Here is a 26,002-nt window from a genome sequence, read left to right as displayed (position 1 = left end):
TTGTGGCTCTCTTTTCTTTTTTTGTAGAATGAGATATATTCAGTAGTGAGTTCAAGAGGAGGAGGCATGGCCCTTGAAAAGATTTGCTATTGTGCTCGCCGCTGGGCAGGGCAAACGTATGAAATCCAAACTATATAAAGTGCTGCATCCTGTTTGTGGCAAGCCGATGGTAGGACATGTACTGCAGACAGTACAGCAGGTGAACTGTGAGCGCAGCGTTGTGGTGGTTGGACATGGCGCTGAAGCCGTTCGCACGTACCTGCAGGACGCAGCGGAATATGTTTTACAGGAGCAGCAGCTCGGGACGGGCCACGCTGTGAAGCAAGCCAAGGATCTTCTTGGCGGGGAAGAAGGCTCGACGATCGTGATTTGCGGGGACACTCCGCTTGTGACGTCAAGCACCCTGGAAAATTTGCTGAAACTGCATGAAAATAATAATGCGGCAGCAACGGTATTGACGGCGCATATGGATAACCCGAAGGGCTACGGCCGGGTCATCCGCGGCGGAGATGACAGCGTGCAGCGGATCGTGGAGCAGAAGGACTGCAGCCCTGCAGAGGATGCGGTCACTGAGATTAATACCGGTACCTATTGTTTTGATAATAAAAAGCTATTTGCTGCACTGGAAAAAGTGACGAACCAGAACGCGCAGCAGGAATATTATCTGACCGATTGCATCGGCATCCTGAAGGAAGCCGGCGAAACCGTGCTTGCTTATCAGACCGATGATTACGCGGAGTCGATCGGCGTCAATGACCGGCTGGCCCTCTCCGAAGCCGAAGGCTTCATGCGGGAGCGCATTAACCGTATGCATATGCTGAACGGGGTTACGATCATCGATCCGGCGTCGACGTATATCGGTGCCGATGTGACCATCGGAGCGGATACGGTACTGTATCCGGGAACGGTGCTGAAGGGCAATACCGTCATTGGGGAGAACTGCGTAATCGGACCGAATTCGGATATTGAGGATTCTGTCATCGCGGACGGTGCCAGCGTCAAGCAATCGGTGCTGAGCAAGGCAGAAGTCGGAGCCCGCACATCGGTAGGCCCGTTTGCTTATCTTCGTCCGGGGGCCAAGCTCGGTGAGGACGTGAAGGTTGGCGACTTTGTCGAGGTGAAGAATGCAACGATCGACAATGGCTCGAAAGTGTCGCATCTTAGCTATGTCGGTGACGCCAAGGTCGGGAAAAACGTCAATATCGGCTGCGGTGCGATTACGGTCAACTATGATGGTTATAATAAGTCCGTTACCGAAATCGAGGACGACGCATTTATCGGCAGCAATGTGAATTTGATTGCGCCGGTCAAAGTCGGCAAAGGCGCATTTGTGGTTGCCGGCTCGACCATTACCCAGTCGGTTGATGAGAATGATCTGGCCATCGCAAGACAGCGTCAGGAGAACAAGCCGGGTTATGCGGAGAAGATCCGGGCGCGCGCTAAAGCCAAGAAGAACAGGGAATCGTAATACGCCGGCTTCCTGAATTGACGTGAAGCGGTGATCGGATAGCCTAATTCAACGAACCAGCACGGAGGGTTTTTATTCTATGACTTATCTTGATTCTAAATTAAAAATATTTACGTGTAATTCCAATCCAAAGCTCGCCCATCAAATTGCCGACTATATCGGCATTCCGATGGGAGAATCGCTTACGACCAGCTTTAGCGACGGCGAAATTCAAGTGAAGCTCTCCGAAAGCGTGCGGGGCTGCCATGTCTACGTTGTGCAGTCCACATGCCTTCCGGTGAATGATAACTTGATGGAGCTGCTGGTTATGGTGGATGCGCTCAAGCGGGCATCGGCAAAGAGCATCAACGTGGTCATCCCGTATTACGGATATGCCCGTCAAGACCGCAAGGCTCGTTCGCGTGATCCGATCACCGCCAAGTTGGTGGCGAACCTGATTGAGAAAGCCGGCGCTCACCGCGTCATTACGATGGACCTGCATGCGATGCAGATCCAGGGATTTTTCGATATTCCGGTGGATCATTTGCTCGGTGTTCCGATCCTTGCCCAATATTTCCGTTCGAAGCAAATCGAGAATCCTGTCGTCGTGTCCCCGGACCATGGCGGCGTCGTACGCGCAAGGAAGCTTGCTGATTTCCTGAATGCCCCGCTGGCTATTATCGATAAGCGGCGGCCGGAGCCGAACGTCAGCGAAGTGATGAACATCATCGGACATATCGAAGGCAAGACCGCGATTCTGATCGACGATATCATCGATACTGCCGGCACGATCGTACTCGGCGCCAATGCGCTGATGGAAGGCGGCGTGAAGGAAGTGTATGCTTGCTGTACGCATCCGGTGCTGTCCGGTCCTGCCCATGAACGCTTGGAAAACTCGCCGCTGAAGGAAGTTGTTGTGACGGACACCATTCCAATCACACATCCGAATCCGAGCAGCAAGCTGACCGTGCTGTCTGTTGCTCCGCTCATGGGAGAAGCGATTATCCGGGTACACGAGGAATTATCCATCAGTAAATTGTTTGAAATAGAATAACAAACCTGGCCGTAAGGGTTACATCTTCTGCTTGCAGGAAATGTAGCCCTTGCCTGCTATCCTGACCTCATGGATATTACGCATAGCGGGAAAGTAACCGTTTTCAAAATGCGATGTTCTAAAGAATTTACCCCAAGTTCATGGCAGGTGTAATCAATATCCAGGTCTTGAAATAAAGGTAAACGTATTGCGGTTATAGACCGTTCCCTCCAGCTCGACAAAATAAGCGTCGACGGCGGTGATCAGGCCTACGTCGACATGACACCCTAGCTCGTAGACTTGAACGGGGATGCCATGCTTCATATGGTATTGAAAATGGCTGTGATGCGTCAATTTCTGTTCATAATCTCTCAAAACCGATTCACCTTCTTATGAGGGCATAAATACCAATAGGTTTTGTTCATATTGTACTCGAAATACAGGCTAAGAAGAAAGTACTAATCGTGAAAGGAATTAACTGCGATGAAATGGATTGTCGGATTGGGAAATCCCGGTCCAGCTTATGAGAAAACACGCCATAACGTCGGGTTTATGGCACTGGATGCTCTGGCAGAGCGCCATGGCATGAAATTCAACCAGAGCAAATGCAAATCGGTCATTGCCGAGGGCATGATCGGCGGTACCAAAACGGTGCTGATCAAGCCGATGACCTTTATGAATCTGTCAGGCGAAGCGGTGCGGGCCTATATGGATTATTATAAGGCGCCGCTCGAAGATATGATTGTTGTCTACGATGATCTCGATACAGCCGTTGGGAAGATCCGTCTCCGGTATCAAGGCAGCGCGGGCGGGCATAACGGCATCAAGTCCATCATTCAGCATACCGGGACCCAAACCTTTAACCGCGTCCGGATGGGCATCTCGAGACCGGAGCCGGGCTATGCCATCGTGGATTATGTGCTTGGGGCATTTCCGAAGGGCGAACGGGAGCAGCTGCAGAGCATGGTGGACATGACCTGCGACGCGCTGGAGTTCAGCCTGGATCACACCTTTGAGCAGACCATGGCGAAATTCAATAACGCATAGCCACGCAGAATCATAGTCTGAAACGGAAGATTTCCGGGCATACTGAAGGGTATATACGACCTTCAGGAGGCATATGATGGCGATAACCTACGTTTGCAGACATTGTCGAGCCTTTCAGGGCCGGATCGATTCGTGCGTGATAACCGAAGAAAAGCTCGGATTCGATTCCTTGACCCCTGAGGAGCGCAAGGATATAATAGCGTATGATTTGAACGGCGACGTGATGGTTAAGGTCACCTGCGACCACTGCAGGGAGGCGCTTGAAGCCCATCCGGAGCTGAGTCTTTTGGCAAATCCCCTTCAATGAGCGTATAATGGGGTACAAGATAAAATATGGTAGAAGACATCAGGCGGCTTGCTTTGTTCGGCAGCCGCCGTGTGTTAGCCTTGGCAGCGTTGCCCAAGGCTTCTTTTCGGTTTTAATTTTACAACTGTCGTCTTAGCACGCAAGTGAGAACGAAATAGAATAATCCATTTCTTTTGCATAAGAGAGGTGCCCCCTTTGTTACAAGCACTTATTGATGTATTTTCGAAGGATTCGGATTTCAAATCCATTGCGGCCGGCGTAGGAACCGGAATGAGGGAGCAGCTGATATCCGGGCTATCCGGATCCTCCAGGCAAATCCTCATGGCCGCGCTGCATCAGGACCAGCAGCGCCCGCTGCTCGTTGTTACGCATAATATGTTCTCAGCCCAGAAAATCGCTGATGATTTACAGGAGGCGCTTTCACCGGATCAGGTGCTGCTCTATCCGGCAAATGAACTGGTTGCGGCGGAATCGGCCGTATCGAGCCCCGAGACTCTAGCACAGCGGATTGATGTCCTTGTCCGCTGCGCCAGAGGCTTCCGGGGTATTGTCGTTGCGCCGTTTTCCGGTGTGCGCCGTCTGCTTCCGGCGCCGGAAGTCATGGCGGATGCCCGGATTACGCTTCAGGACGGAGGAACACTCGAGCTGGATGCGTTCCTGAATCGGATGATCGAGATGGGCTATGAACGGGTGGAGCGCGTCGAAAGCCGCGGCGAGATGAGTGTTCGCGGCGGAATCATCGACTTCTATCCGATGACGGCGGCGATGGCGTACCGGGTTGAGCTGTTCGATGAGGACATCGATTCGATCCGAACCTTTGACCCGGCCGATCAGCGATCGATTGATATGGTTCGGGAGGTCGTCATTACACCGTGCAAGGAGATCATAGCCGATTCGGAGCGGCTGAATCGTACGGCCGAGACGGTGACCCGGATGCTGGAGGCTCAGCTTGAGCGAATGACCGACCGGCAGGCCAAGCTTCGGCTGCGTGAGGAAATTCATCGGGAAGTAGAGTTGCTGCGCGAGCGAATCTATTTCCCTGAAATCTATAAATATATTTCACTGCTCTATCCGGAGAAGACGCATCTCTATGACTACATGCCGAAGGATACGATTTTGGTGCTGGATGAGCCTGCAAGACTGCTGGAAACGGCCAAGCAGCTGGAACGGGACGAGGCGGAGTGGAACCTGCATCTGCTTCAGCACGGTAAATCGCTGCCGGATCTTCCATTATCGCTGGATACCGAGGAGCTGATCTATCAGCATCCGTACCAATGTCTGCTCATATCGATCTTCCTGCGCCAGGTTCCGAGAATGCAGCCGCAGAATATCGTTAACTTCATTACGCGCGGCATGCAGGATTTCCACGGGCAGATGAATGTATTGAAATCAGAGATGGACCGCTGGAAGAAATCCGGCGTCCAGGTCATGATGCTCGCCGGCGATGCAGAGCGCATGGAGCGTATGCGCCGGGTGCTGAATGACTATGGCATTGACGAGCCGCTGATGTTCGAGGGCCATCTTCAAAACGGCTTCGAAATGCCGTCCGTTCATGCGGCTGTCATTACGGAGAGCGAGATGTTCTCTTCGAAGCAGCGCAAAACCCGCAAAACGACGAAAAGCATGGACAACGCCGAACGCATCAAGAGTTATACGGAGCTTAAGGTCGGCGACTATGTCGTGCATCAAAACCACGGAATCGGGAAATATATGGGGATCGGCACGCTCGAGATCAACGGGATTCATAAGGATTACATGCATATCCTGTATGCGGGCGGGGATAAGCTGTCCGTTCCGATCGAGCAGATCGATCTCATTCAGAAATATGTCGGCTCCGAGGACAAGGAGCCGAAGATTTACAAGCTGGGCGGCAACGAATGGACCCGCGTAAAGAACAAGGTCCGTTCTTCCGTGCAGGATATCGCTGATGACTTGATCAAGCTGTACGCTGAGCGCCAGTCGGCTCCGGGATACGGGTTCGACAAAGATACGCCGGAGCAGCAGGAGTTTGAGGACATGTTCCCTTACGACGAAACGCCGGACCAGCTTCGCGCCATTGCGGAAATCAAGAAGGATATGGAGCAGAACCGTCCGATGGACCGGCTGCTGTGCGGAGACGTCGGCTACGGCAAAACCGAGGTGGCTGTTCGAGCGGCGTTTAAGGCGGCGATTGAAGGCAAACAGGTGGCCGTGCTGGTTCCGACGACCATTCTGGCCCAGCAGCACTATGAAACGTTCCGCGAACGGTTCGCGAACTACCCGATCAACATTCAGGTGCTGAGCCGCTTCCGGAGCCGCAAGGAACAGAATGAGACGATCAAGAAGGTAAAGCAGGGGGCCGTTGACATCCTGATCGGCACGCACCGGCTGCTGTCGCAGGACATCGTCTTCAAGGATCTCGGCCTCCTGATCGTGGATGAAGAGCAGCGGTTCGGCGTAACGCATAAGGAGAAGCTGAAGAAGCTGAAAACCAATGTCGATGTGCTGACCTTAACGGCAACGCCGATCCCGCGGACGCTGCATATGTCGATGCTTGGGGTAAGAGACCTGTCGGTTATTGAGACACCGCCGGAGAACCGCTTCCCCGTGCAGACGTATGTGGTGGAGCACAGCCAGACCCTGGTCCGTGAAGCGATAGAGCGCGAGCTGGCCAGAGGCGGGCAGGTCTACTACCTGTATAACCGGGTGCAGGGCATTCATGAGATGGCCGCGCAGATTTCGATGCTTGTTCCTGAAGCAAGGGTCGGAGTAGGCCATGGGCAGATGTCCGAAACGGAGCTGGAGAAGACGATCCTGGACTTCCTGGACGGGGAGTACGATGTGCTCGTCAGCACCAGCATCATTGAGACGGGCGTCGACATCCCGAACGTGAACACCCTGATCGTCCATGACGCGGACAAAATGGGATTATCTCAGCTTTATCAGCTGCGCGGGCGGGTAGGACGCTCGAATCGAATCGCCTACGCTTACTTCACATACCAGCGCGATAAGGTGCTTACCGAGGTTGCGGAGAAGCGGCTTCAGTCGATTAAAGAATTTACCGAACTGGGTTCGGGCTTCAAAATCGCAATGCGCGACTTGTCGATCCGGGGCGCGGGCAATCTGCTCGGCGCGGAGCAGCACGGCTTTATCGCTTCGGTCGGTTTCGATCTGTACTCCCAGATGCTGGCGGAGGAAATCCAGAAGCGGAAGGTCAGCATGCTTGGCGAGACGGCTGCGCCGACCAAGGACTGGAACACCTCCATCGACCTGGGGATCGACGCGTATCTGCCGTCGGATTACATTTACGACAGTATTCAGAAGATTGAAATTTACAAAAAAGTGGCTTCCGTCACCACCATCGATGAATCGGCAGAGCTTGAGGACGAGCTGCTTGACCGCTTCGGCGAGCTGCCGCAGGCGGTAAACAACTTGCTTGCGGTTTCCCGATTGAAAGTGTATGGTCGTACGTATGGCATCGACTCCATTACGCAGCGGGGGGACGATGTCCTGCTCCAGTTCTACGAAGGGCAGGATAAGGCAGTCAACACGGCAGCGCTTGCGCAAATTGGAAATCTGTTCGAAAGACGTGTACAATTTGAACAAGGGCCAGCCATGGTTATCCGGATCAAAGGCAAGGGTCTTGACGATCAACAATTGCTCGAATTGCTGGAGAAGTTTCTGGAGGCTGCCAAGGAGCCATTTAACCTGAAGGGAGAACTACACAATGCCGTCAAGAAATAAAAGGGCATGGAAAACCTTTATCGTATCATTAACAGCCGTGCTGTCCATGTCGATGATCGCCGCTTGCGGGAAGGATGACAGCAAGGGGAATGAAGTGGATGACAGCAAAGTTATTGTCAAATATAAAGGCGGAGAGTTGACCGCGAAAGAATTCGATCTCGAGCAGCGGATGATTCAGTTCATGTCGCCGGAGTACGCACAATTCCTGCAGATGGACGAATTCAAGGAGTATTTGGCGAAGCAGGGAGTCGCTTATGAGTACCTGTACGCCAAAGCGGATGACAAAGCCAAGGAAGCTGCCGGGAAGCAGGCGGATGAACTGCTGAAGAGCAACAAGAGCGCGATGGGAGAAGAGAATTACAAGAAAGCGCTGGAAGCCCAGAAGCTGACCGAGGAGGATGTGAAGAATTACATGCTTCGCATTATGACGGTCGTGGAATACGAGAAGAGCCAGGTAACCGAGGACGATATGAAGAAGGATTTCGAGGCGAACAAGCAGGATTATACCAAAGTCAGCGTTCGTCACGTCCTCGTCGGCTTCCAGGATCCGGAAGGCAAGGAAAGACCGGAGGGCGAGGCGCTCAAGATTGCGAAGGAAGTGCAGTCCAAGCTGAATAAAGGCGAGGATTTCGCTGCAATCGCCAAGGAATACTCCGAGGATCCGGGCTCCAAGGACAAGGGCGGCTTGTATGAGAATGAGCCGGCTGGCCGATGGGTTCCCGAATTCAAGGAGAAGGCCCTGTCCCTTGAGCTGAACAAAATCAGCGATCCTGTGGAGACCAGCTACGGCTACCACATCATGAAGGTCGAGAAGCGGGAAGAAGTAACGTATGACAAGCTAACCGCCGAGGAGAAGGAAGGCATTCAGAACAAGCTGGCTTCAGGCAAAATCGATAATTTTATGCAGAATGAGCTCAGTGGTTTGATCGAGAGCATGAACCTGCCGAAGAGCGAGAACGCCGGGGACAAGCCTGCTGAAGAGAAGCCTGCGGAGGGCGGCGATGCAACGAAGCCTGCCGAAGGCAGCGATGCGCCGGCTGGTGGCGAGAAGGCACCGGCTGCCGGTACTGGAGACAGCGGGAAGTAGTCTGAAGCTTTGGCCTGCGCCAGCGTCTTTATAATGCCAGCTCCGCTGCTGGTACGGGGGGCCTGGCTTTCCAAGGTCGATTTCCTCATGACCATGCAGGAAGGAGCGCGGGCTATCGCGTTCGCAAAGTGAAAACCGGGCTGAATTTGAATCCATAACGTGTGAAATGACACGTTATGGATTTTTTTCCCCGAAAAACGATAATCTTCACTTTATTTTTATTATGGATTTCGCAACCAATGCAGGGTTGATGATGTATAAGGATTTGGGAATGGATGAATACTATGGTCAGACAATTAACTCTTATACACCTGGGGACATCCTCTTCCCGTAAGGAAACAGTAGTTGAAAAATCTTCTTATGAAAGTGGGGCAACAAGTGACATGAAAGCTACTGGTATCGTCCGCCGTATCGATGACCTCGGGCGCGTGGTCATCCCGAAAGAAATTCGACGCACATTACGGATTCGCGAAGGTGATCCGCTGGAAATTTTCGTAGATCGGGATGGAGAAGTCATTCTGAAGAAATATTCGCCAATCGGCGAGCTTGGCGATTTTGCGAAGGAATACGCGGAATCCCTATACGAAAGCACGGGCCACATTACGATTATTTCGGATCGTGACTCCTTTATCGCCGTAGCCGGCGGCTCCAAGAAGGAATATTTGGACAAGCCGATCGGCAATTTGCTGGAAAATTGCATGGAAAACCGCAAGACCGTTCTCGAAAGCAACAGCGGAACGTATGAGATCAGCAAGGATAATCCGGAGACGCTGTCGGCTTTCGTAGCCGCGCCGATCATTGCAGGCGGTGACCCGATCGGGAGCGTCGTGCTGCTGAATAAGGACGAATCCGTCAACATGGGCGAGATGGAAGTGAAAATGGCTGAGACGGCCGCAGGCTTCCTCGGAAAGCAAATGGAGCAGTAAGACAACAGATGGACAGCCTTAGGGCTGGATTTGACTCCCGCTGAACTTGGATCCTTGCGGTCTATAGGGAAGCCGGGAGTTTTTTGATGTCAAGCCAGCGAGGCCTTACGAAGGATGTAACCCGTAAATTTTGTGCCCAGCCTGATTCCGCGGTTATAATGGGGGTACACGTTCAAACATCGGGCATGTCGCCACGGTGCGAAGAACCCTAAGATAAGCGTGGGATTGGAATACGGATATGAAACCAGAAGAGACAGGCTCCAGGCTGCTGAAGGGAGCCTTCATCCTTAGTGCCGCAGCGATGCTGTCGAAGCTGATCGGCACGTTGCAAAAAATACCGCTGCAGAATATGGGCGGGGATGCCGTGTTCGGCATCTATAACACGGTCTACCCCTTCTACATGATGATGATTACGCTGGCGGTTCTCGGTTTTCCGGCTGCCGTCTCCAAGTTTGTGGCTGAATACGAAGCCGAGGGCCGAAGCGGGGACAGCCGCCGGCTGCTGCGCATCTCTTCGGTGACGCTCGTGCTGTTCGGGCTGGTGCTCGGTCTTGTCATGTACGCCGCAGCTCCCTGGCTCGGACAAGCGATTGGCAGCGGGCAGGTGGTGCCGGCAATTCGGGCAGGCGCCTTGGCGCTGGCCTTCGTGCCTTGGATGTCGGTGCTGCGCGGATATTTTCAGGGCCTGCACAATATGGTGCCGACGGCCGTATCCCAGATCGTGGAACAGTCGGTCCGGGTAGCCGTCATGATCGTGCTGCTGCTGTATCTTATCGAAGCCGGAGCATCGCCGGATCGAATCGCGGCGGGAGCGCTTCTGGGATCGGCGGCCGGAGGGGCAGCAGGTCTCCTGGTCATGGGCTGGTATTGGCGGAGGCACCGAAGCAGCCGCGGCAGACGTATAGAAAAGCCGCTTATGCCCCCTGTCAAGCCGCAAGATGTGAAGGATTCCGGCTTGCATGCCGATGTAAACAAGGAGGGAGCGGGCGTTCTTCTCCGCCGTCTGCTCGCATACGGCATCCCGGTGTGCCTCAGCCTGCTGGCCGTCCCGCTAATCGGATTGGTCGATACGTTTACTGTGCCGCGGCTGCTTAGTATGACCGGGCTGCCGGATGAGGCAGCGATGGCCGAATTCGGGATTTACAACCGGGGGCTGCCGCTGGTGCAGCTGGTAACCATGCTGGCCACGTCCTTGTCCGTGCTGTTTATACCGGCGCTGGCCGAAGCCAAGTTCCGCGGCGAACGGGAACGGGTGGCCAGCCAGACCGGGATGGCGCTCCGCTGGTTCTGGCTGATCGGGATGAGCGCGTCCATCGGGCTCGCGGTGCTGGCCAAGCCGATTAACGTCATGCTGTACGAAGACGCCGCAGGCACCGTAACGATGCAGGTCATTGCGTTTACGGCAGCCGGCGGCACGATGAGCACGATCACGGCAGCTCTGCTGCAGGGCGTCGGCATCGTTAAGGCGCCGGCCCTGCACCTGCTTGCCGCTGCGGCGCTGAAGCTCCTGCTCAACCTGCTGCTGGTGCCGCAGCTTGGCATTACAGGCGCCGCCATCGCGGGCGTGGCGGCGCACTTGGCCGCAGCAGCGCTGAACCTCGCGCTGCTCTCGCGAAGCGCCCGCTTCACCGCGGGTGCGGGCGCGGCCATGGCGAGGACGCTTGCGGTCCTCGCCGCCGTGGCGCTGGCCGCCTGGTGCGCGCAAGCGGCGGCCGGCGCCATGCTCGGGGCGGCCGGCGTGGCTCCGGGCCGCCTCACCGACGCCGCCGCAGCGCTTGGCGGCGTGCTTGCGGGAGGCGGCGCGTTCCTTGCCGCCGCCGCTTGGACGAAGCTCCTCACAGCGTCGGAGCTTCGGATGCTGCCGAAGGTCGGCGGGCCGCTGGCAGCCCTCTTAAAGGCGCTGCGCCTGCTGCGCTAAACGAATGAATGCATGCAGGGGCCCCGCGTGAGATGTTTGATCTGGTGTGATATAGTAGTGTACGATATAACGAAGTCTGGGAACGCCCCGGGCGAAGAGCGAAAGGAAGTTACCCTATGAGTGCAGCTATTACGGTGGTCGGCCTCGGCTCCGGGAATCCGGACCGGTTAACCGTCGGCATCCTGAAAACCATGCAGCAGGCGTCCAAGGTTTATGTGCGCACGATGTCCCATCCCGTGATTCAGGCGCTGGGCGGGCTGGGCATCCAAGCGGAGTCGTTTGACCATGTCTATGAAGCCCATGACTCCTTCCCGGAGGTGTACGAGTCCATTGCATCCGCGCTGATGAATTTGGCGAAAGCCGCGGAGGATGACCGCGGGATCGTGTACGCCGTTCCCGGACACCCCATGGTGGCGGAGGCGACGGTCCGGCTGCTGCGGGAACGCTGCCCGGAGCAGCAGGTGAGCCTTTCCGTGCTCGGGGGGGAGAGCTTCCTGGACGAGGCGTTCGTGCGGCTCGGCTTCGATCCGATCGAAGGCTTTCAGCTGCTGGATGCGGCTGAGCTTCGAAGCGACGTCATTCAGCCCCAGCTTCACACCTTGATCGGCCAGGTGTATGATATGTTCACGGCTTCCGAGGTCAAGCTCGCGCTGATGGAGCTGTACCCTGATGATTACCCGGTCGTCGTGGGACACGCGCTCGGCGTCGAGGGAGAAGAGGAAATTCGTCACGTTCCGCTGTATGAGCTGGATCGGATCGACGGATACGGAAATCTGTCGCTGGTCTATGTTCCGCGAAGCGATGATCCGTCGCTTCGTCAGCGCACGTTCTCCCGCCTGCATGAAATTGTCGGCATCCTTCGGAGTCCCGAAGGCTGTCCGTGGGACAGGGAGCAGACCCACGAGTCCATACGCAAAAATCTGATCGAGGAAACCTACGAGGTGCTCGAGACGATTGACGAGGACGATCCGGAGCATATGCAGGAGGAGCTGGGCGATCTGCTGCTGCAGATTATGCTGCATTCCCAGATGGAGGAGGAGCTCGGCACCTTTACCGTGTACGATGTCATTCAAGGCTTGAACGACAAGCTCATTTTCCGCCATCCGCATGTGTTCGGCGAGAGCAGCGCCAACGATGCGGAATCCGCGCTTCGAAACTGGGAGCAGATGAAGGCGGAGGAGAAGCGCCGCAAGGGGCAGCGGCCGGATCAGGCTTTGGCGCTTGATGGAATTCCACGGGATCTGCCGGCGCTGATGAAGGCCTATAAGCTTCAGAAGAAGGCGTCCAAGGTTGGCTTTGATTGGGACAGCATCGAAGGCGTATTCGAGAAGATTGAGGAAGAGCTCCGGGAGCTGCGCCAGGCGGTAGCGGATGGCCAGAGCGCGGATGATGCGGCCTTGGAGCTGGGAGATCTGCTGTTCGCGGTCTCGAATGCGGCCAGATTTATCGGGGCGGACCCGGAAGAAGCGCTCTCGAGAACGAACCGCAAATTCTATCGTCGCTTCCGCTACATAGAAGAGCAGCTCGCCGCCCAGGGAAAAGCTCTTTCAGACAGCACGCTGGATGAGATGGAGACCCTTTGGCAGGAAGCGAAGACTCGGGCAGAAAGCACCGACGGCCGGTAATGCGGGCATTTTTTCCGCAAAAAAATAAAAAAATACGGTAGTCCGGCAGGAATTCCGCAAATCATCCAGAATAATCTTTTATGGTGAAATCTTGCTACTTTCGCAAGGCGGTTTAACCGACTACCGTAAATCTTATATTTTTCTGATAATTGGGAGGATTTAATTCATGAACAAAACAGATTTGATCAACAACATTTCCAACAAAAGCGGTTTGACTAAGAAGGACGTAGAGAACGTTCTTAACGGGTTCCTTGGCGAAATCACGGACGCCTTGGCTAATGGAGATAAAGTTCAATTGATCGGCTTCGGCACATTCGAAACCCGCAAGCGCGCAGGCCGTACGGGCCGTAACCCGCAAACAGGCAACACGATCGAAATTCCGGAATCGAACGTTCCTGCATTCAAAGCAGGCAACAAGCTTAAAGAAGCTGTAAAATAATGCGCGTCGATAAATTCCTGAAAGTATCGAGGTTAATCAAGCGGCGTACCGTAGCGAAGGATGTATCGGATCAAGGCCGGGTACTGATCAACGGCCGTGAGGCTAAGCCGAGCAGCTCGGTGAAGCTGGGCGACGAGATCACTGTCCAGTTTGGCCAGAAGCTCGTGACGGTCCGGGTCGAGCGTCTCGCGGAGTCTACCCGTAAAGATGAGGCGAACAGCCTCTATACCTTGGTCAAGGAAGAACCGATCGTTAAAGATAACGGACTGGACTGGTAGATGTCCCAGCCGTTGCAAGAAGCGTCCCTCTCCAATGGAGCAGGGGCGCTTTTTTAATCCCGATCCGCGTAAGTGGCGGCAGATTCATTGTTTTGAAGTGTCTTCCTTTACCTGTTCTAAAGGCAGCCGCCTCCCCATAAGCTATTGTTAAAAGGAGGGGTACATGCCATGATCGACCAAGGGAAGGGCAAATTTCACGACCTGCGCATGCAGAACCGGAAGCTGCTGGACATTACCGGCGTCCAGAATGTGGAGAGCTTCGACAGTGAAGAGTTTCTGCTTCAGACCGAGCTTGGGCATCTCACGATTCGGGGGCAAAATTTACATATTAAAAACCTCAGCCTGGAAGAGGGGCTTTTGTCGATTGAAGGTCTGGTGCATTCACTTATTTATTTGAATCCCGGGTCCCAGGCCAAGAACAAGAGTCTTCTGGGCAAGCTGTTTAAATGAACCCGAGCGTTCAATGGATCACGCTGCTCTGGATGCTCTTCTCCGGGGCAGCAATGGGTGTGGCCTTCGACAGCTACCGGGTGCTGGCTGGCCAGCTCCACTTCCCGAGGTGGTCCAAGCATGCCCTTGATTTTCTGTACTGGGTTGCGGCAGCCCTCTTCATCTTCCGCATGCTGTATGTGACGAATGACGGCCAGCTCCGCTTCTATGTCTTTGTGGGACTCTTTATAGGGGTTTGGATCTATTTTTTATTATGGAGTGTCATAACCCAGCGTTTTGTGGTAATGTTAATTCAGGCAGCGAAAGGGCTCTTGTCTATTTTGTACAAGTTATTCCGAATGTTGATATGGAATCCGGTAAGAGGGATTTTCATGATATTGCTGGGACTGCTTCGCTTCCTGTGGAAGTTTCTGTTGTCGCTTCTGCGTCTGGTGCTGAAATGCCTGATGCCTTTTTGGCGGCTCTTGAAATGGATGCTGAAGCCGATCACATCCCGGCTCAAGCTGCCGGCTTGGTGCAAGCAGGCGGCGAACAAGGTCATTAAGGCGTGGAAACGCTGGTTCTAGGAGGTATGGTCATGGGGCGATATGCTGAACCGCCGAATTCGAAGAAGCAGGCTTCCGGGCAGACCCAAGCCAACACGCAGGGCGCCCGCCGGCGTAAACGAATATTTTTTACGATCATGGCGCTGTTTTTGATCTGGGCCGGTTCTTCGCTCTGGTCCCAAAATGACCGCATCCGCAAACAGAATGAAGCGCTTGAGGAGAAGCAGCAGCAATACAAGGTGATCGAGCAGTCGATGAACCAGCTTCAACATGAGGTGGAGCGACTGAATGATCCTGAATATATCGGGCAGATCGCCCGCAAGAAATTCGGGCTCTACTTGCCGAACGAAACGCCGATTATTCAGCCCCAAAATTCGGGCGAATAGCCGTAATTAGGCATGACAGACGTCTGTTGACCTTGATCAGGTCATTATGTATAATCAAATCACCGTAGCTTGGATTCCAGAAGATCTGGGCCGTATATTTTTAAGGGAGGATCATTTTATTCTATGGCAATTGAAGTGGGCACCAAGTTAGAGGGCAAGGTGACAGGCATAACGCATTTTGGAGCATTTGTGGATCTGTCAGGAGGTGTCACGGGTCTCGTTCACATCTCAGAAATCGCCGATAATTACGTGAAGGACGTCAACGACCATTTAAAGATTAACGATGTCGTGACCGTCAAGGTAATTAATGTCGATAAGGACGGCAAGATCGGTCTTTCGATCAAGCAAGCTGTCGACAAACCGGCTTCTGAAAGTCGACCACCCCGGGGACCAAGACCGGAGCGCAGCAGCGGCGGAGAACGATTTGGTGGTGGCGGCGGCGGTGGTTTCAACCGTGAACGCGGCGGACGCCCGTTTAAGCCTGCAGCCAATAAGACTTCTTTTGAGGATAAAATGTCACGCTTCCTGAAAGATAGTGAAGAACGAATTTCTTCGCTCAAGAAGAATACCGAGGGCAAACGCGGCGGACGCGGAGCCAAACGTATGTAATTCGATAAAATATAAACTGACCGCAGAGGGATATAAGCCTTCTGCGGTTTTTTTGTCGCCGCAGACAAGCGTACGACAGGTTCCTACGCGATTTACGGTGGAATTGACCGGGATGGGGGGAGACGAGACGCCGCAATTCGGGAAATGAACCGCAGATCCGGCTTGAAGCGGACACCTGCTAATGCCGCTAGGGCACGGGGATGAACCGCGTTTGTCCGTTCGTTCGCGGAGGGCGGCTTTTTTGTCGGAAATTTCTTTTGGGCTTGTCCGGTGTTCTGACAAACTTTCCTGTACCGGGGTTTTATAATGGGACCAACAAATTCGTGAAGAATGGGGTGCCAGCGTAATGGATAAAAGAAATCTGGTGATGTTTCCGGGTACTGAGGCAGTCAAGGGAGGAGCGGGCTCGCTGCGTGCCCGTTTGACGGATCGATTAGGGCAGCTGTCCTTCCTGCAGCGTCCCATCCACTTCCTGGCCACGAAGAAGTGGATGATATTATTGACCTTTATGGGATTTTTGCTTGGACGAGCCATGATTTTGGGGGAGCTCTCGCCGTTTGCTGCGGCCTACTTCGCCGTTATCGCCTTTATGCGCCGCGACGTCCTGCTGCCGGTAGGGATTGCCATTGTGGCAGGAAGCCTGCTTACCCCCTTTCCGGTCGCTTGGATGGTGCCGGCAGAGATTCTCATCTTTTATTTTATGATGCGGGGACTGGAAACGTATGACCGGGCGGAATTGTCGTATGCCCCGATGATGGTCTTCGTCTCCACATTCTTCGTGAACCTGTTCGCCGTGCTGGTCGGACCGAGCATTACCTGGTATTCGATGATGATGCTGACCTTGAATGCGGTGCTCAGCTTTGTGCTGACCCTGGTGTTCATTCAAGCGATTCCGGTCATGACGCTCCGTAAAAAATCATATGTGCTTCGCAATGAGGAAATTCTATGCTTGATTATCCTGCTGGCGTCGGTAATGACAGGTGCCGTCGGCTGGACAATTCAATCCCTGTCGATCGAGCATGTCCTCTCCCGTTATTTGATCCTTCTCTTTGCACTGGTCGGGGGAGCTCCTCTCGGAGCTTCGGTAGGGGTGGTGACAGGACTCATCCTGAGCCTTGCGAACATATCGGCATTCTCTCAAATGAGTCTGCTCGCGTTCTCCGGCATGCTTGCCGGAATGCTGAAGGAAGGGAAGAAGCCCGGCGTATCGCTTGGCATGCTGCTCGGCGCAACCATTCTCTCCATTTATTTCAGCAACCCGAATGAGGTGCTTGTCTCAACATTGGAAACCTGTGCAGCCATCGTATTCTTCCTGCTGACGCCGAAGAGCGTAATGCAGGCGATTGGCAAATATGTTCCGGGCACGCAGGATCACACGCGTTCCCAGCATGAGTATGCGAAGCGTGTTCGGGATCTGACGGCAGATCGGGTGACCCAATTCTCCCGGGTGTTCCGCCAGCTGTCGCAAAGCTTCGGGCAGACGACGGGAACGGTGCAGCCGCCAGGCAAACAGACCGAAGAGATGAATCATTTTATGAATGCGGTTGCTGAGGGCAGCTGTGCGACATGCTATAAACGTAATCAATGCTGGGATATGAAATTCTATCAGACTTATAAATATATGACGGATATGATGACTTCGATTGAAGAAAATCCGGAGCTGGAGGTGAAGGATCTGCCAGCGGAGTGGAGCCGAATCTGCTCCAAGAAGGAGGAGGTGCTGGCGATCCTCAAGCAGCAATACCATCTATACCAACATGATATGCAGTGGAAACGCCAAATATACGATAGCCGTCACCTGGTGGCCGAGCAATTGTCCGGCGTCTCGCAGGTAATGGAGGATCTTGCCCGGGAGATCAAGCGGGAGAGCCAAACGATGCATATCCAGGAGGAGCAGATCCGGGAGGCCTTGCAGCATTTGGGGCTGTCGATCCAAGGCATAGATATCATCAGCCTGGACTCCGGCCATGTGGAGATTGAAATTATTCATGCGTATACGCGGGGATATGATGAATGCAGGAAGATTATCGCCCCGCTGCTGTCCGATATTCTCGGCGAGCATATCGCTGTGGTAGAGGAGACGCTTACCCATCCGCGGGACGGGCTGGCCACGGTGCGTTTCGGGTCGGCGAAGACCTTTGAAGTCATCACGGGTGTGGCCGGGGCTGCCAAGGGCGGAGATATTTTGTCCGGCGACAGCTTCAGCACGGTGGAGCTGGGAAACGGCACATTCGCCGTGGCTCTGAGCGACGGTATGGGCAACGGGGAGAGGGCGCGGCTGGAGAGCAGCTCCGCGCTGAGCATTCTCGAGCAGCTGCTTCAATCCGGCATGGATGAGAAGCTGGCGATCAAGTCGGTGAATTCGATATTAATGCTGCGATCGCCCGATGAGATTTACGCGACGGTCGATATGGCGTTAATCGATCAATATACGGCTCAAACGACGTTTATGAAGATCGGTTCGACGCCGAGCTTTATTAAGAGGGGGAATGAAGTGATACCCGTTACCGCCAGCAATCTGCCGATCGGCATCATTCAGGATATTGAAGTTGATCTGGTATCGATTCAGCTGCAGGCGGGAGATGTGCTCATTATGATGACGGACGGAATTTACGATGCGCCGGGTTATGCCGTGAACAAGGAGCTGTGGATGAAACGGATGATCCAAGAGGTGACGAGCTCCGATCCGCAGGAAATTGCCGATTGCCTGCTGGAAAAGGTGATACGCTACCAGCAGAATCAAATTCATGATGATATGACGGTCGTTGTCGGACGTGTGGACCACTATCAACCGGAATGGTCCAATGTGCATATCCCTGGATTCTCCAGAATGGAGCGGCCGCGTACAGTAAGCTAGGGGATCATCCGCGGTACTATCCATACGGACTGGCTGAACAGCACAGTTGAACGTGACCAGTTGAACAGAAAAATACTACGATCCTTCCGATTGCCCGGGAAATGGAGGTGCCTGGCTGCTAGAATCGGATTATCCCTGCAATTGGAGCGGTTTTGTTTGAACTCTCTCGAAAGTGGAAATGATAGAGATAGAACTCAAACAGACCGAAACCGATGGAACGGGAGGCGATTCTTCATATGAAACAAATCTTGCTGATAACCGACGGATGCTCGAATGTAGGCACGAGCCCGGTGCTCGCTGCGGCTCATGCGCTGCAGGACGGGATCGTTGTGAATGTGGTGGGCGTGCTTGATTATGGAACGATCGGCGAGCTCGGAGGATTGGAAATCCAAGAAATTGCCAAGGCCGGAGGGGGGATACACCGGATCGTGGGAACGCCGCAGCTGGCTCAGACGATACAGATGATGACGCGGAAAACCGTGGTTCAAACGATCCAGCAGGCGGTAAATAAGGAGATACAGCATATTCTGGGGGATGGGTCGCTGGAGGATCTGCCGCCTGCCAAGCGCTCACAGGTCGTTGAGGTGGTGGATGAGCTGGCGGAGACGTCGCCGCTTCAGGTAGCTCTGTTGATTGACGCGAGTGCCAGCATGAAGCCAAAGCTGGCTGCCGTCGAGGAAGCGATACGGGATCTGATGCTCAGCCTGAAAGCCCGGGCGGGCTCGAGCAAGTTATCCGTGTTTCACTTCCCCGGCAAGCACAGCGGCGAGGATGCGGTGATGGACGTAAACTGGACCTCGGATTTGGACGGAGTCAGGAGCATGTTCGGCCGGCTTCAGATGAGAGGAGCCACCCCGACGGGACCGGCACTGTTAAAGGTGATTGAATTTTACCGATATGGTACACTAGAGGGTAATCAATCATGGCAGGGACATTCCAGCCAAGAGGAAGGGATGCTCGGTGACTACGTCGTCTAGTCCGGCGTACCCGCCAGGGACCGTCATAACGGGAAAATGGGGGAGGAGCCGGTACATCGTTGAGCGGCTCCTTGGCAAAGGGGCCAACGGCAAGGTGTATCTTGTCCGCCCGTCTGGCGGGCGGGGCCGGTATGCCCTAAAGGTGGGATACGACGCCTTGGATTTGCAATCCGAAATTAACGTGCTGAACGCGCTGAAGGAGCAGATGCCGGATCCGTATTTGGTAGAGGCGGATGACCATCTGGAAGGCAGCCGGGAAGTGACATTCTACGTCATGCGCTATATCGAGGGCAGCCCCCTGCATCGCTTTATCCGCGCCCGCGGCACGGAGTGGCTCGCCTTGATCGGGCTGAAGCTGCTCGAGAAGCTCTCGGTCCTGCATGCTTCCGGCTATGCATTCGGTGATTTGAAGCCGGATAACGTGATGGTGTCGGCCTACGGAAGGGTAGAGCTGATCGATTACGGAGGCGTCAGTCGGTTTGGCCGGAGCGTGAAGCAGTTCACGGAATGGTATGACCGGGGATATTGGAATGCCGGAAGCCGGACCGGCGACGGCTCCTACGATCTGTTCTCGTTTGCCGTGATGTGTATAGGGCTGCTGGATGAAAAGGCTCTGCGTGAAGCGTCCTGCCAGCTTCCCCAGACACGGAGCGTTTCGGATCTGCAGCAGCTGATGCGAAGAAATCCTGTATTTAAGCCTTATGCCGCCTGGCTAAACAAGGCGCTCGCAGGTGATTTCGCGGATTCACGGGAAGCGCTGAACGAATGGAAGCGCCGGATCTATGAAGCCTCGGAGCGTCATGTCCGGCAAATCCCGGTCCGCACGCCGAGGTGGCTGAAGAATGCATTCGGCATATCGGCAGCTGTTTTGGCCTGCGCCATCTATCTCTTCCTCCGCTCTTAATGCCCGTTGCCGTGTCACGGATTCATAAAGGGGACTTAGAAGTGAAACAGGATTATCTGCACTGGATCGTTTCGGACGTGCGGCGCGCTGCCGCTGAATTTGGGCTGTGGTCGGAAGGGGACTGCATCGTGGTCGCCGTATCCGGCGGACCCGATTCCGTTGCTCTCCTGCATGTGCTGCACGAAATTTCGACCAAGCATACGCCGCTTAAGCTGGTATGTGCCCATGTCCATCATGGCTTTCGCGCAGAATCGGATGCGGAAGCGGAGTTCGTGCGCGAATTGGCGGAATCCCTCGGTCTTCCGCTGGAAATTGCGTTCGCTGATATTCCCTCATATATGGAAGAGAGCGGAAAGGGCGGGCAGGAGGCAGCCAGGGAGAAGCGCTATGAATTTCTCCTCCAAACGGCTCGGACATACGATGCCCGATCGGTGGCTCTTGCGCATCATGCCGACGATCAGGCCGAGACGGTCATGATGAAGCTTCTGCGCGGCAGCGGCTTGTCGGGCTTGTCCGGTATGCGATGGAAGCGCACCGAAAAAAATGTGGAACTCATCCGCCCCTTCCTTCGTATAAACAAGGCGGACATTTTGGAGCTGTGCCGCCGCTGCGGCTTTTCATATGCCATTGACTACACCAACCTGCAGACGAAATACCGCCGCAACGCGATTCGCCTGGAGGTATTGCCGTTTCTGGAACAATACAATGGGCAGCTTTCATCCTCCCTGAATCAATTAGCGGAAATTGTGCAGTATGAGGATGACTACATGGATCAGGAAGCGGAGCGGGCGTATCGTCAGTTGGTGCAGGAGAACAATGGGAGGCTCGCCATCGACGCGCCTTCCTTTTTGGCCTTACATGTCGCTTTACAACGGCGTTTGATTAAACTAATATTAACTTATCTGCCCTCTGAACAGGAAATCACCGATTTTGTCAAGATCGAATCGGTACGCCAAGGCATCTTGAACAATCAGCGGAGCAGTTGGCGTCTTTCACTGGGGGGCGGCATTACCTGTATCCGCGAGTACGGTCGAATAACATTTTGGCCGGAGCCTCCGTCCGAACAGGGACAGTACATATATACGCTCGATTCTCCCGAGGACCGGCGTGTGCCTATTCCGGAAATCGGAAAGCTGCTGACGCTGTCGATCAGGACAGACGGCAGTGCACGGTCTGGGGCAGCCCGCTCTGCCAGCGCGGTGGAGTTCGATGCCGACGAGCTTCGATTTCCTTTAACCGTGCGTAACAGACAGCCGGGAGACAAGATGAAGGTTATGGGATTAAACGGAAGCAAAAAGGTGAAAGATATTCTCATTGATGAGAAAATTCCACCGTCTGTCCGTTCCCGGATTCCGATCGTTTGCGACAGTGCCGGCAACATTGTATGGATTCCGGATGTACGACGTTCCTCTCATGCTGCTCCAGGGCGGCATACCGTGCGGATTCTCCGTATGGAGTTTACGGAGCTTTAAGGTTTCAGGCAAGCATAGACCCTAAGCATGGCCCGTTTCACGCTTTCATATGTATAAACTAGGAGGTCCATTGAAGTTGCAGAACGACATTCAGGAAATACTGATCACAGAAGAAGAAATCCATGCGAAAATTAAGGAACTCGGTTCAAAACTCAGCGCCGAATACGAAGGACGCAATCCGCTCGTTATTTGCGTTCTTAAAGGTGCGTTTATTTTTATGGCAGACTTGGTTAAATCCATTACAGTACCTCTGGAGCTGGATTTCATGGCCGTTTCCAGTTACGGGGCATCCACCAAGTCATCGGGTGTGGTCAAGATCATTAAAGATCTCGATGCATCCGTTGAAGGCAGGGATGTTCTGATCGTGGAGGATATTATTGACAGCGGTCTTACGCTGAGCCATTTGATCGAGCTGCTCAAGAGCCGCAAGGCCAACTCGGTTCGCGTCGTTACTTTGTTCGACAAGCCTGCCCGCCGAACGGTGGATTTGCAGGCCGATTACACCGGGTTCGTACTGCCTGACGCCTTCGTTGTCGGCTACGGGCTTGATTATGCCGAGCATTACCGGAACCTCCCCTACATCGGGATTCTGAAGCCGGAAATCTACAGCAGTTAAACCGCGCCATATGGGCTGCTGCCACGGATCTTGGCCCTTTGTTGAGAAGGCCAGACAGGCTGTGGTAAAATATCTTATGTGTCTTGAGAGGAGGTAGGGGATGAGTCGGTTCATCCGGAATTCTGGTTTTTATTTGATTCTATTTTTGGTCGTGGTGGGCATAGTACAATTCGTCACTAACGGTGGCGAACAGGCCGAAGCCCCTAGTTATAATCAGCTGCGGCAGGAAGTTAAAGATAACAAGATAAAGGAAATGACGGTTCAATTCGACGGCTACGCGTATCTGGTGACCGGTAAGTATAGGGAAGTCACCGACGAGAAGAAGTCGGAGAATTTCTCGACCTACATTCCGGCTACTGATGCGGCGATGCAGGAATTGACCGCAGCCAGCGAGAGCAACGATGTAAAGCTGACCGTGGTGCCGATGGAAGGCCAAAGCATTTGGCTGACACTGCTTTCATCCTTTATTCCGCTCGTGATCATGTTCGTTCTGTTCTTCTTCCTGTTCAATCAAGCTCAGGGCGGCGGCGGCAAAGTGATGAACTTTGGCAAGAGCAAAGCCCGCTTATATAATGAAGAGAAGAAACGCGTTACGTTTGAAGACGTAGCCGGTGCTGACGAGGAGAAGCAGGAGCTCGTTGAGGTTGTCGACTTCCTGAAGGATCCGCGCAAATTCAACACCGTCGGCGCCCGCATTCCGAAGGGTGTGCTGCTTGTCGGTCCTCCGGGAACCGGTAAGACGCTCCTGGCTCGTGCGGTTGCCGGTGAAGCAGGCGTTCCGTTCTTCAGTATTTCCGGTTCCGACTTCGTGGAAATGTTCGTCGGTGTCGGTGCTTCGCGTGTACGCGATTTGTTCGAGAACGCGAAGAAGAATGCGCCATGTATTATCTTCATTGACGAGATTGATGCTGTGGGCCGTCAACGCGGCGCCGGCCTTGGTGGCGGACATGACGAGCGAGAGCAAACGCTCAACCAATTGCTCGTAGAGATGGACGGTTTCGGAGCGAACGAAGGCATCATTATCGTCGCTGCAACGAACCGCCCGGATATTCTGGACCCGGCGCTGCTGCGTCCGGGACGTTTTGACCGTCAGATTACCGTGGATCGTCCGGATGTAAAGGGACGTGAAGCTGTACTGAAGGTGCATGCACGCAACAAACCGCTGACGAAGGATGTCAAACTCGACATTATCGCGAAGCGTACGACTGGTTTTACAGGCGCGGACCTGGAGAACCTTCTGAACGAGGCGGCTTTGCTTGCCGCACGTCGTAACCGTAAAGATATATCGATGACGGAAGTCGACGAGGCAATCGACCGCGTAATTGTCGGTACCGAGAAGCGCAGCCGCGTGATCAGCGACCGCGAGAAGCGAATCGTTGCTTATCACGAAGCCGGTCATACGATTGTCGGTTACTTCTTGGAGCATGCGGATACCGTGCATAAGGTAACGATTATTCCTCGCGGCCGTGCCGGCGGATACGTCATCATGATGCCGAAGGAAGACCGCATGCTCGTGACGAAGCAGGAATTGCTTGACCGCGTAACCGGGTTGCTCGGCGGACGCGTGGCGGAAGAGCTGTTCATCGGAGAAATCGGAACCGGGGCTTACAGCGACTTCCAGCAGGCAACCAGCATTATCCGCAGCATGATTGTGGAATACGGTATGAGCGAGAAGCTCGGTCCGATGCAGTTCGGCACATCCCAAGGACAAGTGTTCCTTGGCCGGGATATCGGGCACGAGCAGAACTACAGTGACCAAATCGCTTACGAGATCGATCAGGAAATGCAGCGGTTTATCACCGAATGCTACGAGAAGTGTAAAGAGCTTCTGTCCAAGCATGCCAAAGAGGTTCATTTGATTGCGAATACGCTCCTGGAGAAAGAAACGCTGGAGCTTGAGCAGATTAAGAATCTCATTGAGACTGGAACAGTCGAAGGCAACGGCGGTGGCGAAGGATCCGGCTCTTCCGAGAATGGCGAGCCAACGATCGACAACATCGGTGATGTCCGCGTCCGTATTCAAGGGAAGGAAGAAGGCCAGCAGCCGACTTCTACGGAAGAGATTCCGAACAACCCGATGGATTCGAATCTGGATCGTAAGGATTCAGAGCGTAAAGATCCTCCTGGCGGATCGGATAATGATAGCAGTCTAACGTAAATTCGCTGAAATACTCGTATTTGGAATAAAAATGAAGAACCGGAGAACGATCATTCGTTTTCCGGTTCTTTTTGTGCTTCTTATCACATTGACAGGGATTAGAGGTCCGTGTACATTAGTTGTTAAATAAGGATGCGCATCCTTTCACAAAGGTTGCGAATGTCCTTCAAACATGGTCATCAAGCGGCTAATGCCGGATAACATAAGGGGAGAGGGTCGATCATGGAAGCTTTGGCACTGGAGCGCAAGGCAGAGCAGAACCGCGTGCTGCGTGAACGGTTAATGGAGTTGAAGAAGGAACGCAACGCCATCATTTTGGCGCATTATTATCAACGGGATGAAATTCAGGAAGTCGCCGATTTCCGGGGAGATTCCTTTTTGCTGGCTCAGAAGGCGGCCCAGACGGATGCCGAGACGATCGTCTTTTGCGGCGTGCATTTTATGGGAGAAAGCGCAAAGATATTGGCGCCGAACAAAACGGTGCTTATTCCTGACGAGCGTGCAGGCTGTCCGATGGCCGATATGGTAAACGTTGACGGGCTGCGCAAGCTGAAGGCCCAGCATCCGAATGCCAAAGTGGTCACTTATATCAATTCATCGGCCGAGATCAAGGCGGAGACCGATATTTGCTGTACATCCTCGAATGCGGTCAAGGTCATTCAGTCGGTCGATTCCGATGAAATCATTTGGGTCCCTGACAAAAACCTGGGGCATTACGTCCAGCAGCACACCGACAAGAAGCTGATCATTTGGGAAGGGTACTGCAATACGCATGATATGTTAACCGTGAAAGATGTGGTGGAGATGAAGGCGAAATATCCGAACGCCGAGTTCGTCGTGCATCCGGAATGCCGTCCGGAGGTTGTCGCTATGGGCGACTTCGTAGGCAGCACCACCGCCATTCTGGAATACTGCAAAAACTCGCCGGCCCAGGAATTTATCGTAGGAACCGAAGATGGAACCGGCTATCAGCTCCGTTTGGACAGTCCGAATAAATCCTTCCATTTTGCGACCAAATTCCTCGTATGTCCGAATATGAAAGTGAATAATCTCAAAAAGCTGGTAAAAGCTCTGGAGACGATGAAGCCGCAGATTTACGTGCCTCCTGTCGTTGCAGAGAAAGCCAGAACTTCCCTAGAGCGCATGTTACAAGTTAAGTAGCATGCGCTACTCTTTCGCGAGAAGACAGGTGAGACGA

23 protein-coding genes are annotated in these 26,002 nt (G+C 53.9%); 22 read left to right on the top strand and 1 reads right to left on the bottom strand.

Features of this window, described 5'->3' with window-relative positions; translation table 11 throughout:
- The first annotated feature begins 73 nt into the window (after positions 1–73).
- On the top strand, positions 74–1,468 hold the full coding sequence (gene glmU / locus MKX76_RS22665) for a bifunctional UDP-N-acetylglucosamine diphosphorylase/glucosamine-1-phosphate N-acetyltransferase GlmU (RefSeq protein ID WP_341034649.1): 1,395 nt from the start codon (positions 74–76) through the stop codon (positions 1,466–1,468).
- 79 nt (positions 1,469–1,547) lie between these two features.
- Entirely contained in the window at positions 1,548–2,501 is a 954-nt protein-coding gene (locus MKX76_RS22660; protein ID WP_007132870.1) for a ribose-phosphate diphosphokinase, read from the top strand.
- 153 nt (positions 2,502–2,654) lie between these two features.
- On the opposite strand, the gene MKX76_RS22655 is transcribed toward MKX76_RS22660, so the two are convergent.
- Positions 2,655–2,855 (bottom strand): hypothetical protein, encoded by a 201-nt coding sequence (locus MKX76_RS22655; RefSeq protein WP_007132871.1) that lies wholly within the window; start codon positions 2,853–2,855, stop codon positions 2,655–2,657.
- Positions 2,856–2,963: 108 nt separating this feature from the next.
- On the opposite strand from MKX76_RS22655, the gene pth reads away from it, so the two are divergent.
- From pth to nadA, 20 genes are all read left to right on the top strand, one after another.
- Positions 2,964–3,527, top strand: a complete 564-nt coding sequence (gene pth, locus MKX76_RS22650) for an aminoacyl-tRNA hydrolase (protein ID WP_007132872.1) — start codon at positions 2,964–2,966, stop codon at positions 3,525–3,527.
- 76 nt (positions 3,528–3,603) lie between these two features.
- Positions 3,604–3,834 (top strand): anti-sigma-F factor Fin family protein, encoded by a 231-nt coding sequence (locus tag MKX76_RS22645; protein ID WP_341034648.1) that lies wholly within the window; start codon positions 3,604–3,606, stop codon positions 3,832–3,834.
- 195 nt (positions 3,835–4,029) lie between these two features.
- Positions 4,030–7,557, top strand: a complete 3,528-nt coding sequence (gene mfd / locus MKX76_RS22640) for a transcription-repair coupling factor (RefSeq protein ID WP_341034647.1) — start codon at positions 4,030–4,032, stop codon at positions 7,555–7,557.
- Positions 7,541–8,644 (top strand): peptidylprolyl isomerase, encoded by a 1,104-nt coding sequence (locus MKX76_RS22635; protein WP_007132875.1) that lies wholly within the window; start codon positions 7,541–7,543, stop codon positions 8,642–8,644. Before mfd ends, MKX76_RS22635 begins: the two co-directional genes overlap by 17 nt.
- A gap of 383 nt (positions 8,645–9,027) precedes the next feature.
- A complete protein-coding gene (gene spoVT / locus MKX76_RS22630) occupies positions 9,028–9,570 on the top strand; it encodes a stage V sporulation protein T (protein WP_028406014.1) in 543 nt (180 codons plus the stop codon).
- 238 nt (positions 9,571–9,808) lie between these two features.
- Positions 9,809–11,488: a putative polysaccharide biosynthesis protein gene (locus tag MKX76_RS22625; protein WP_341034646.1), complete on the top strand. Its 1,680-nt coding sequence runs from the start codon at positions 9,809–9,811 to the stop codon at positions 11,486–11,488.
- Positions 11,489–11,604: 116 nt separating this feature from the next.
- Positions 11,605–13,113, top strand: coding sequence for a nucleoside triphosphate pyrophosphohydrolase (mazG, locus tag MKX76_RS22620; protein ID WP_341034645.1), 1,509 nt, complete (start codon positions 11,605–11,607; stop codon positions 13,111–13,113).
- A 166-nt stretch (positions 13,114–13,279) separates the two neighbouring features.
- Entirely contained in the window at positions 13,280–13,552 is a 273-nt protein-coding gene (locus MKX76_RS22615; RefSeq protein WP_007132879.1) for an HU family DNA-binding protein, read from the top strand.
- A complete protein-coding gene (locus MKX76_RS22610) occupies positions 13,552–13,830 on the top strand; it encodes an RNA-binding S4 domain-containing protein (RefSeq protein WP_007132880.1) in 279 nt (92 codons plus the stop codon). Before MKX76_RS22615 ends, MKX76_RS22610 begins: the two co-directional genes overlap by 1 nt.
- 168 nt (positions 13,831–13,998) lie before the next feature.
- On the top strand, positions 13,999–14,280 hold the full coding sequence (gene yabP, locus MKX76_RS22605; RefSeq protein ID WP_007132881.1) for a sporulation protein YabP: 282 nt from the start codon (positions 13,999–14,001) through the stop codon (positions 14,278–14,280).
- On the top strand, positions 14,277–14,846 hold the full coding sequence (yabQ, locus tag MKX76_RS22600; protein ID WP_028406011.1) for a spore cortex biosynthesis protein YabQ: 570 nt from the start codon (positions 14,277–14,279) through the stop codon (positions 14,844–14,846). The genes yabP and yabQ overlap by 4 nt, the downstream gene beginning before the upstream one ends.
- Positions 14,847–14,857: 11 nt before the next feature.
- Positions 14,858–15,211, top strand: coding sequence for an FtsB family cell division protein (locus MKX76_RS22595; RefSeq protein ID WP_007132883.1), 354 nt, complete (start codon positions 14,858–14,860; stop codon positions 15,209–15,211).
- Between the two features lie 123 nt (positions 15,212–15,334).
- Entirely contained in the window at positions 15,335–15,820 is a 486-nt protein-coding gene (locus MKX76_RS22590) for a S1 domain-containing RNA-binding protein (protein WP_007132884.1), read from the top strand.
- Between the two features lie 346 nt (positions 15,821–16,166).
- Positions 16,167–18,677, top strand: coding sequence for a stage II sporulation protein E (spoIIE, locus tag MKX76_RS22585; protein ID WP_251537914.1), 2,511 nt, complete (start codon positions 16,167–16,169; stop codon positions 18,675–18,677).
- A 236-nt stretch (positions 18,678–18,913) separates the two neighbouring features.
- On the top strand, positions 18,914–19,654 hold the full coding sequence (locus tag MKX76_RS22580; RefSeq protein ID WP_007132886.1) for a vWA domain-containing protein: 741 nt from the start codon (positions 18,914–18,916) through the stop codon (positions 19,652–19,654).
- Positions 19,638–20,558, top strand: coding sequence for a protein kinase domain-containing protein (locus tag MKX76_RS22575; protein ID WP_007132887.1), 921 nt, complete (start codon positions 19,638–19,640; stop codon positions 20,556–20,558). Before MKX76_RS22580 ends, MKX76_RS22575 begins: the two co-directional genes overlap by 17 nt.
- A 41-nt stretch (positions 20,559–20,599) precedes the next feature.
- Complete coding sequence (tilS, locus tag MKX76_RS22570; protein WP_007132888.1) at positions 20,600–22,030, top strand: tRNA lysidine(34) synthetase TilS; 1,431 nt, start codon at positions 20,600–20,602, stop codon at positions 22,028–22,030.
- 76 nt (positions 22,031–22,106) lie between these two features.
- Positions 22,107–22,646, top strand: a complete 540-nt coding sequence (gene hpt, locus MKX76_RS22565) for a hypoxanthine phosphoribosyltransferase (protein ID WP_007132889.1) — start codon at positions 22,107–22,109, stop codon at positions 22,644–22,646.
- A 100-nt stretch (positions 22,647–22,746) separates the two neighbouring features.
- The gene (gene ftsH / locus MKX76_RS22560; RefSeq protein WP_007132890.1) at positions 22,747–24,804 is read left to right on the top strand and encodes an ATP-dependent zinc metalloprotease FtsH; all 2,058 of its coding nucleotides are present in this window, start codon (positions 22,747–22,749) and stop codon (positions 24,802–24,804) included.
- Between the two features lie 222 nt (positions 24,805–25,026).
- Entirely contained in the window at positions 25,027–25,965 is a 939-nt protein-coding gene (nadA, locus tag MKX76_RS22555; protein ID WP_028406008.1) for a quinolinate synthase NadA, read from the top strand.
- Positions 25,966–26,002 lie beyond the last annotated feature (37 nt).

Source organism: Paenibacillus sp. FSL R5-0810 (assembly GCF_038002285.1).
Taxonomy (GTDB): domain Bacteria; phylum Bacillota; class Bacilli; order Paenibacillales; family Paenibacillaceae; genus Paenibacillus_AQ; species Paenibacillus_AQ lactis.
The sequence above is the reverse complement of the archived record's forward strand: the minus strand, read 5'-3'. Positions and strand labels throughout refer to the sequence as shown.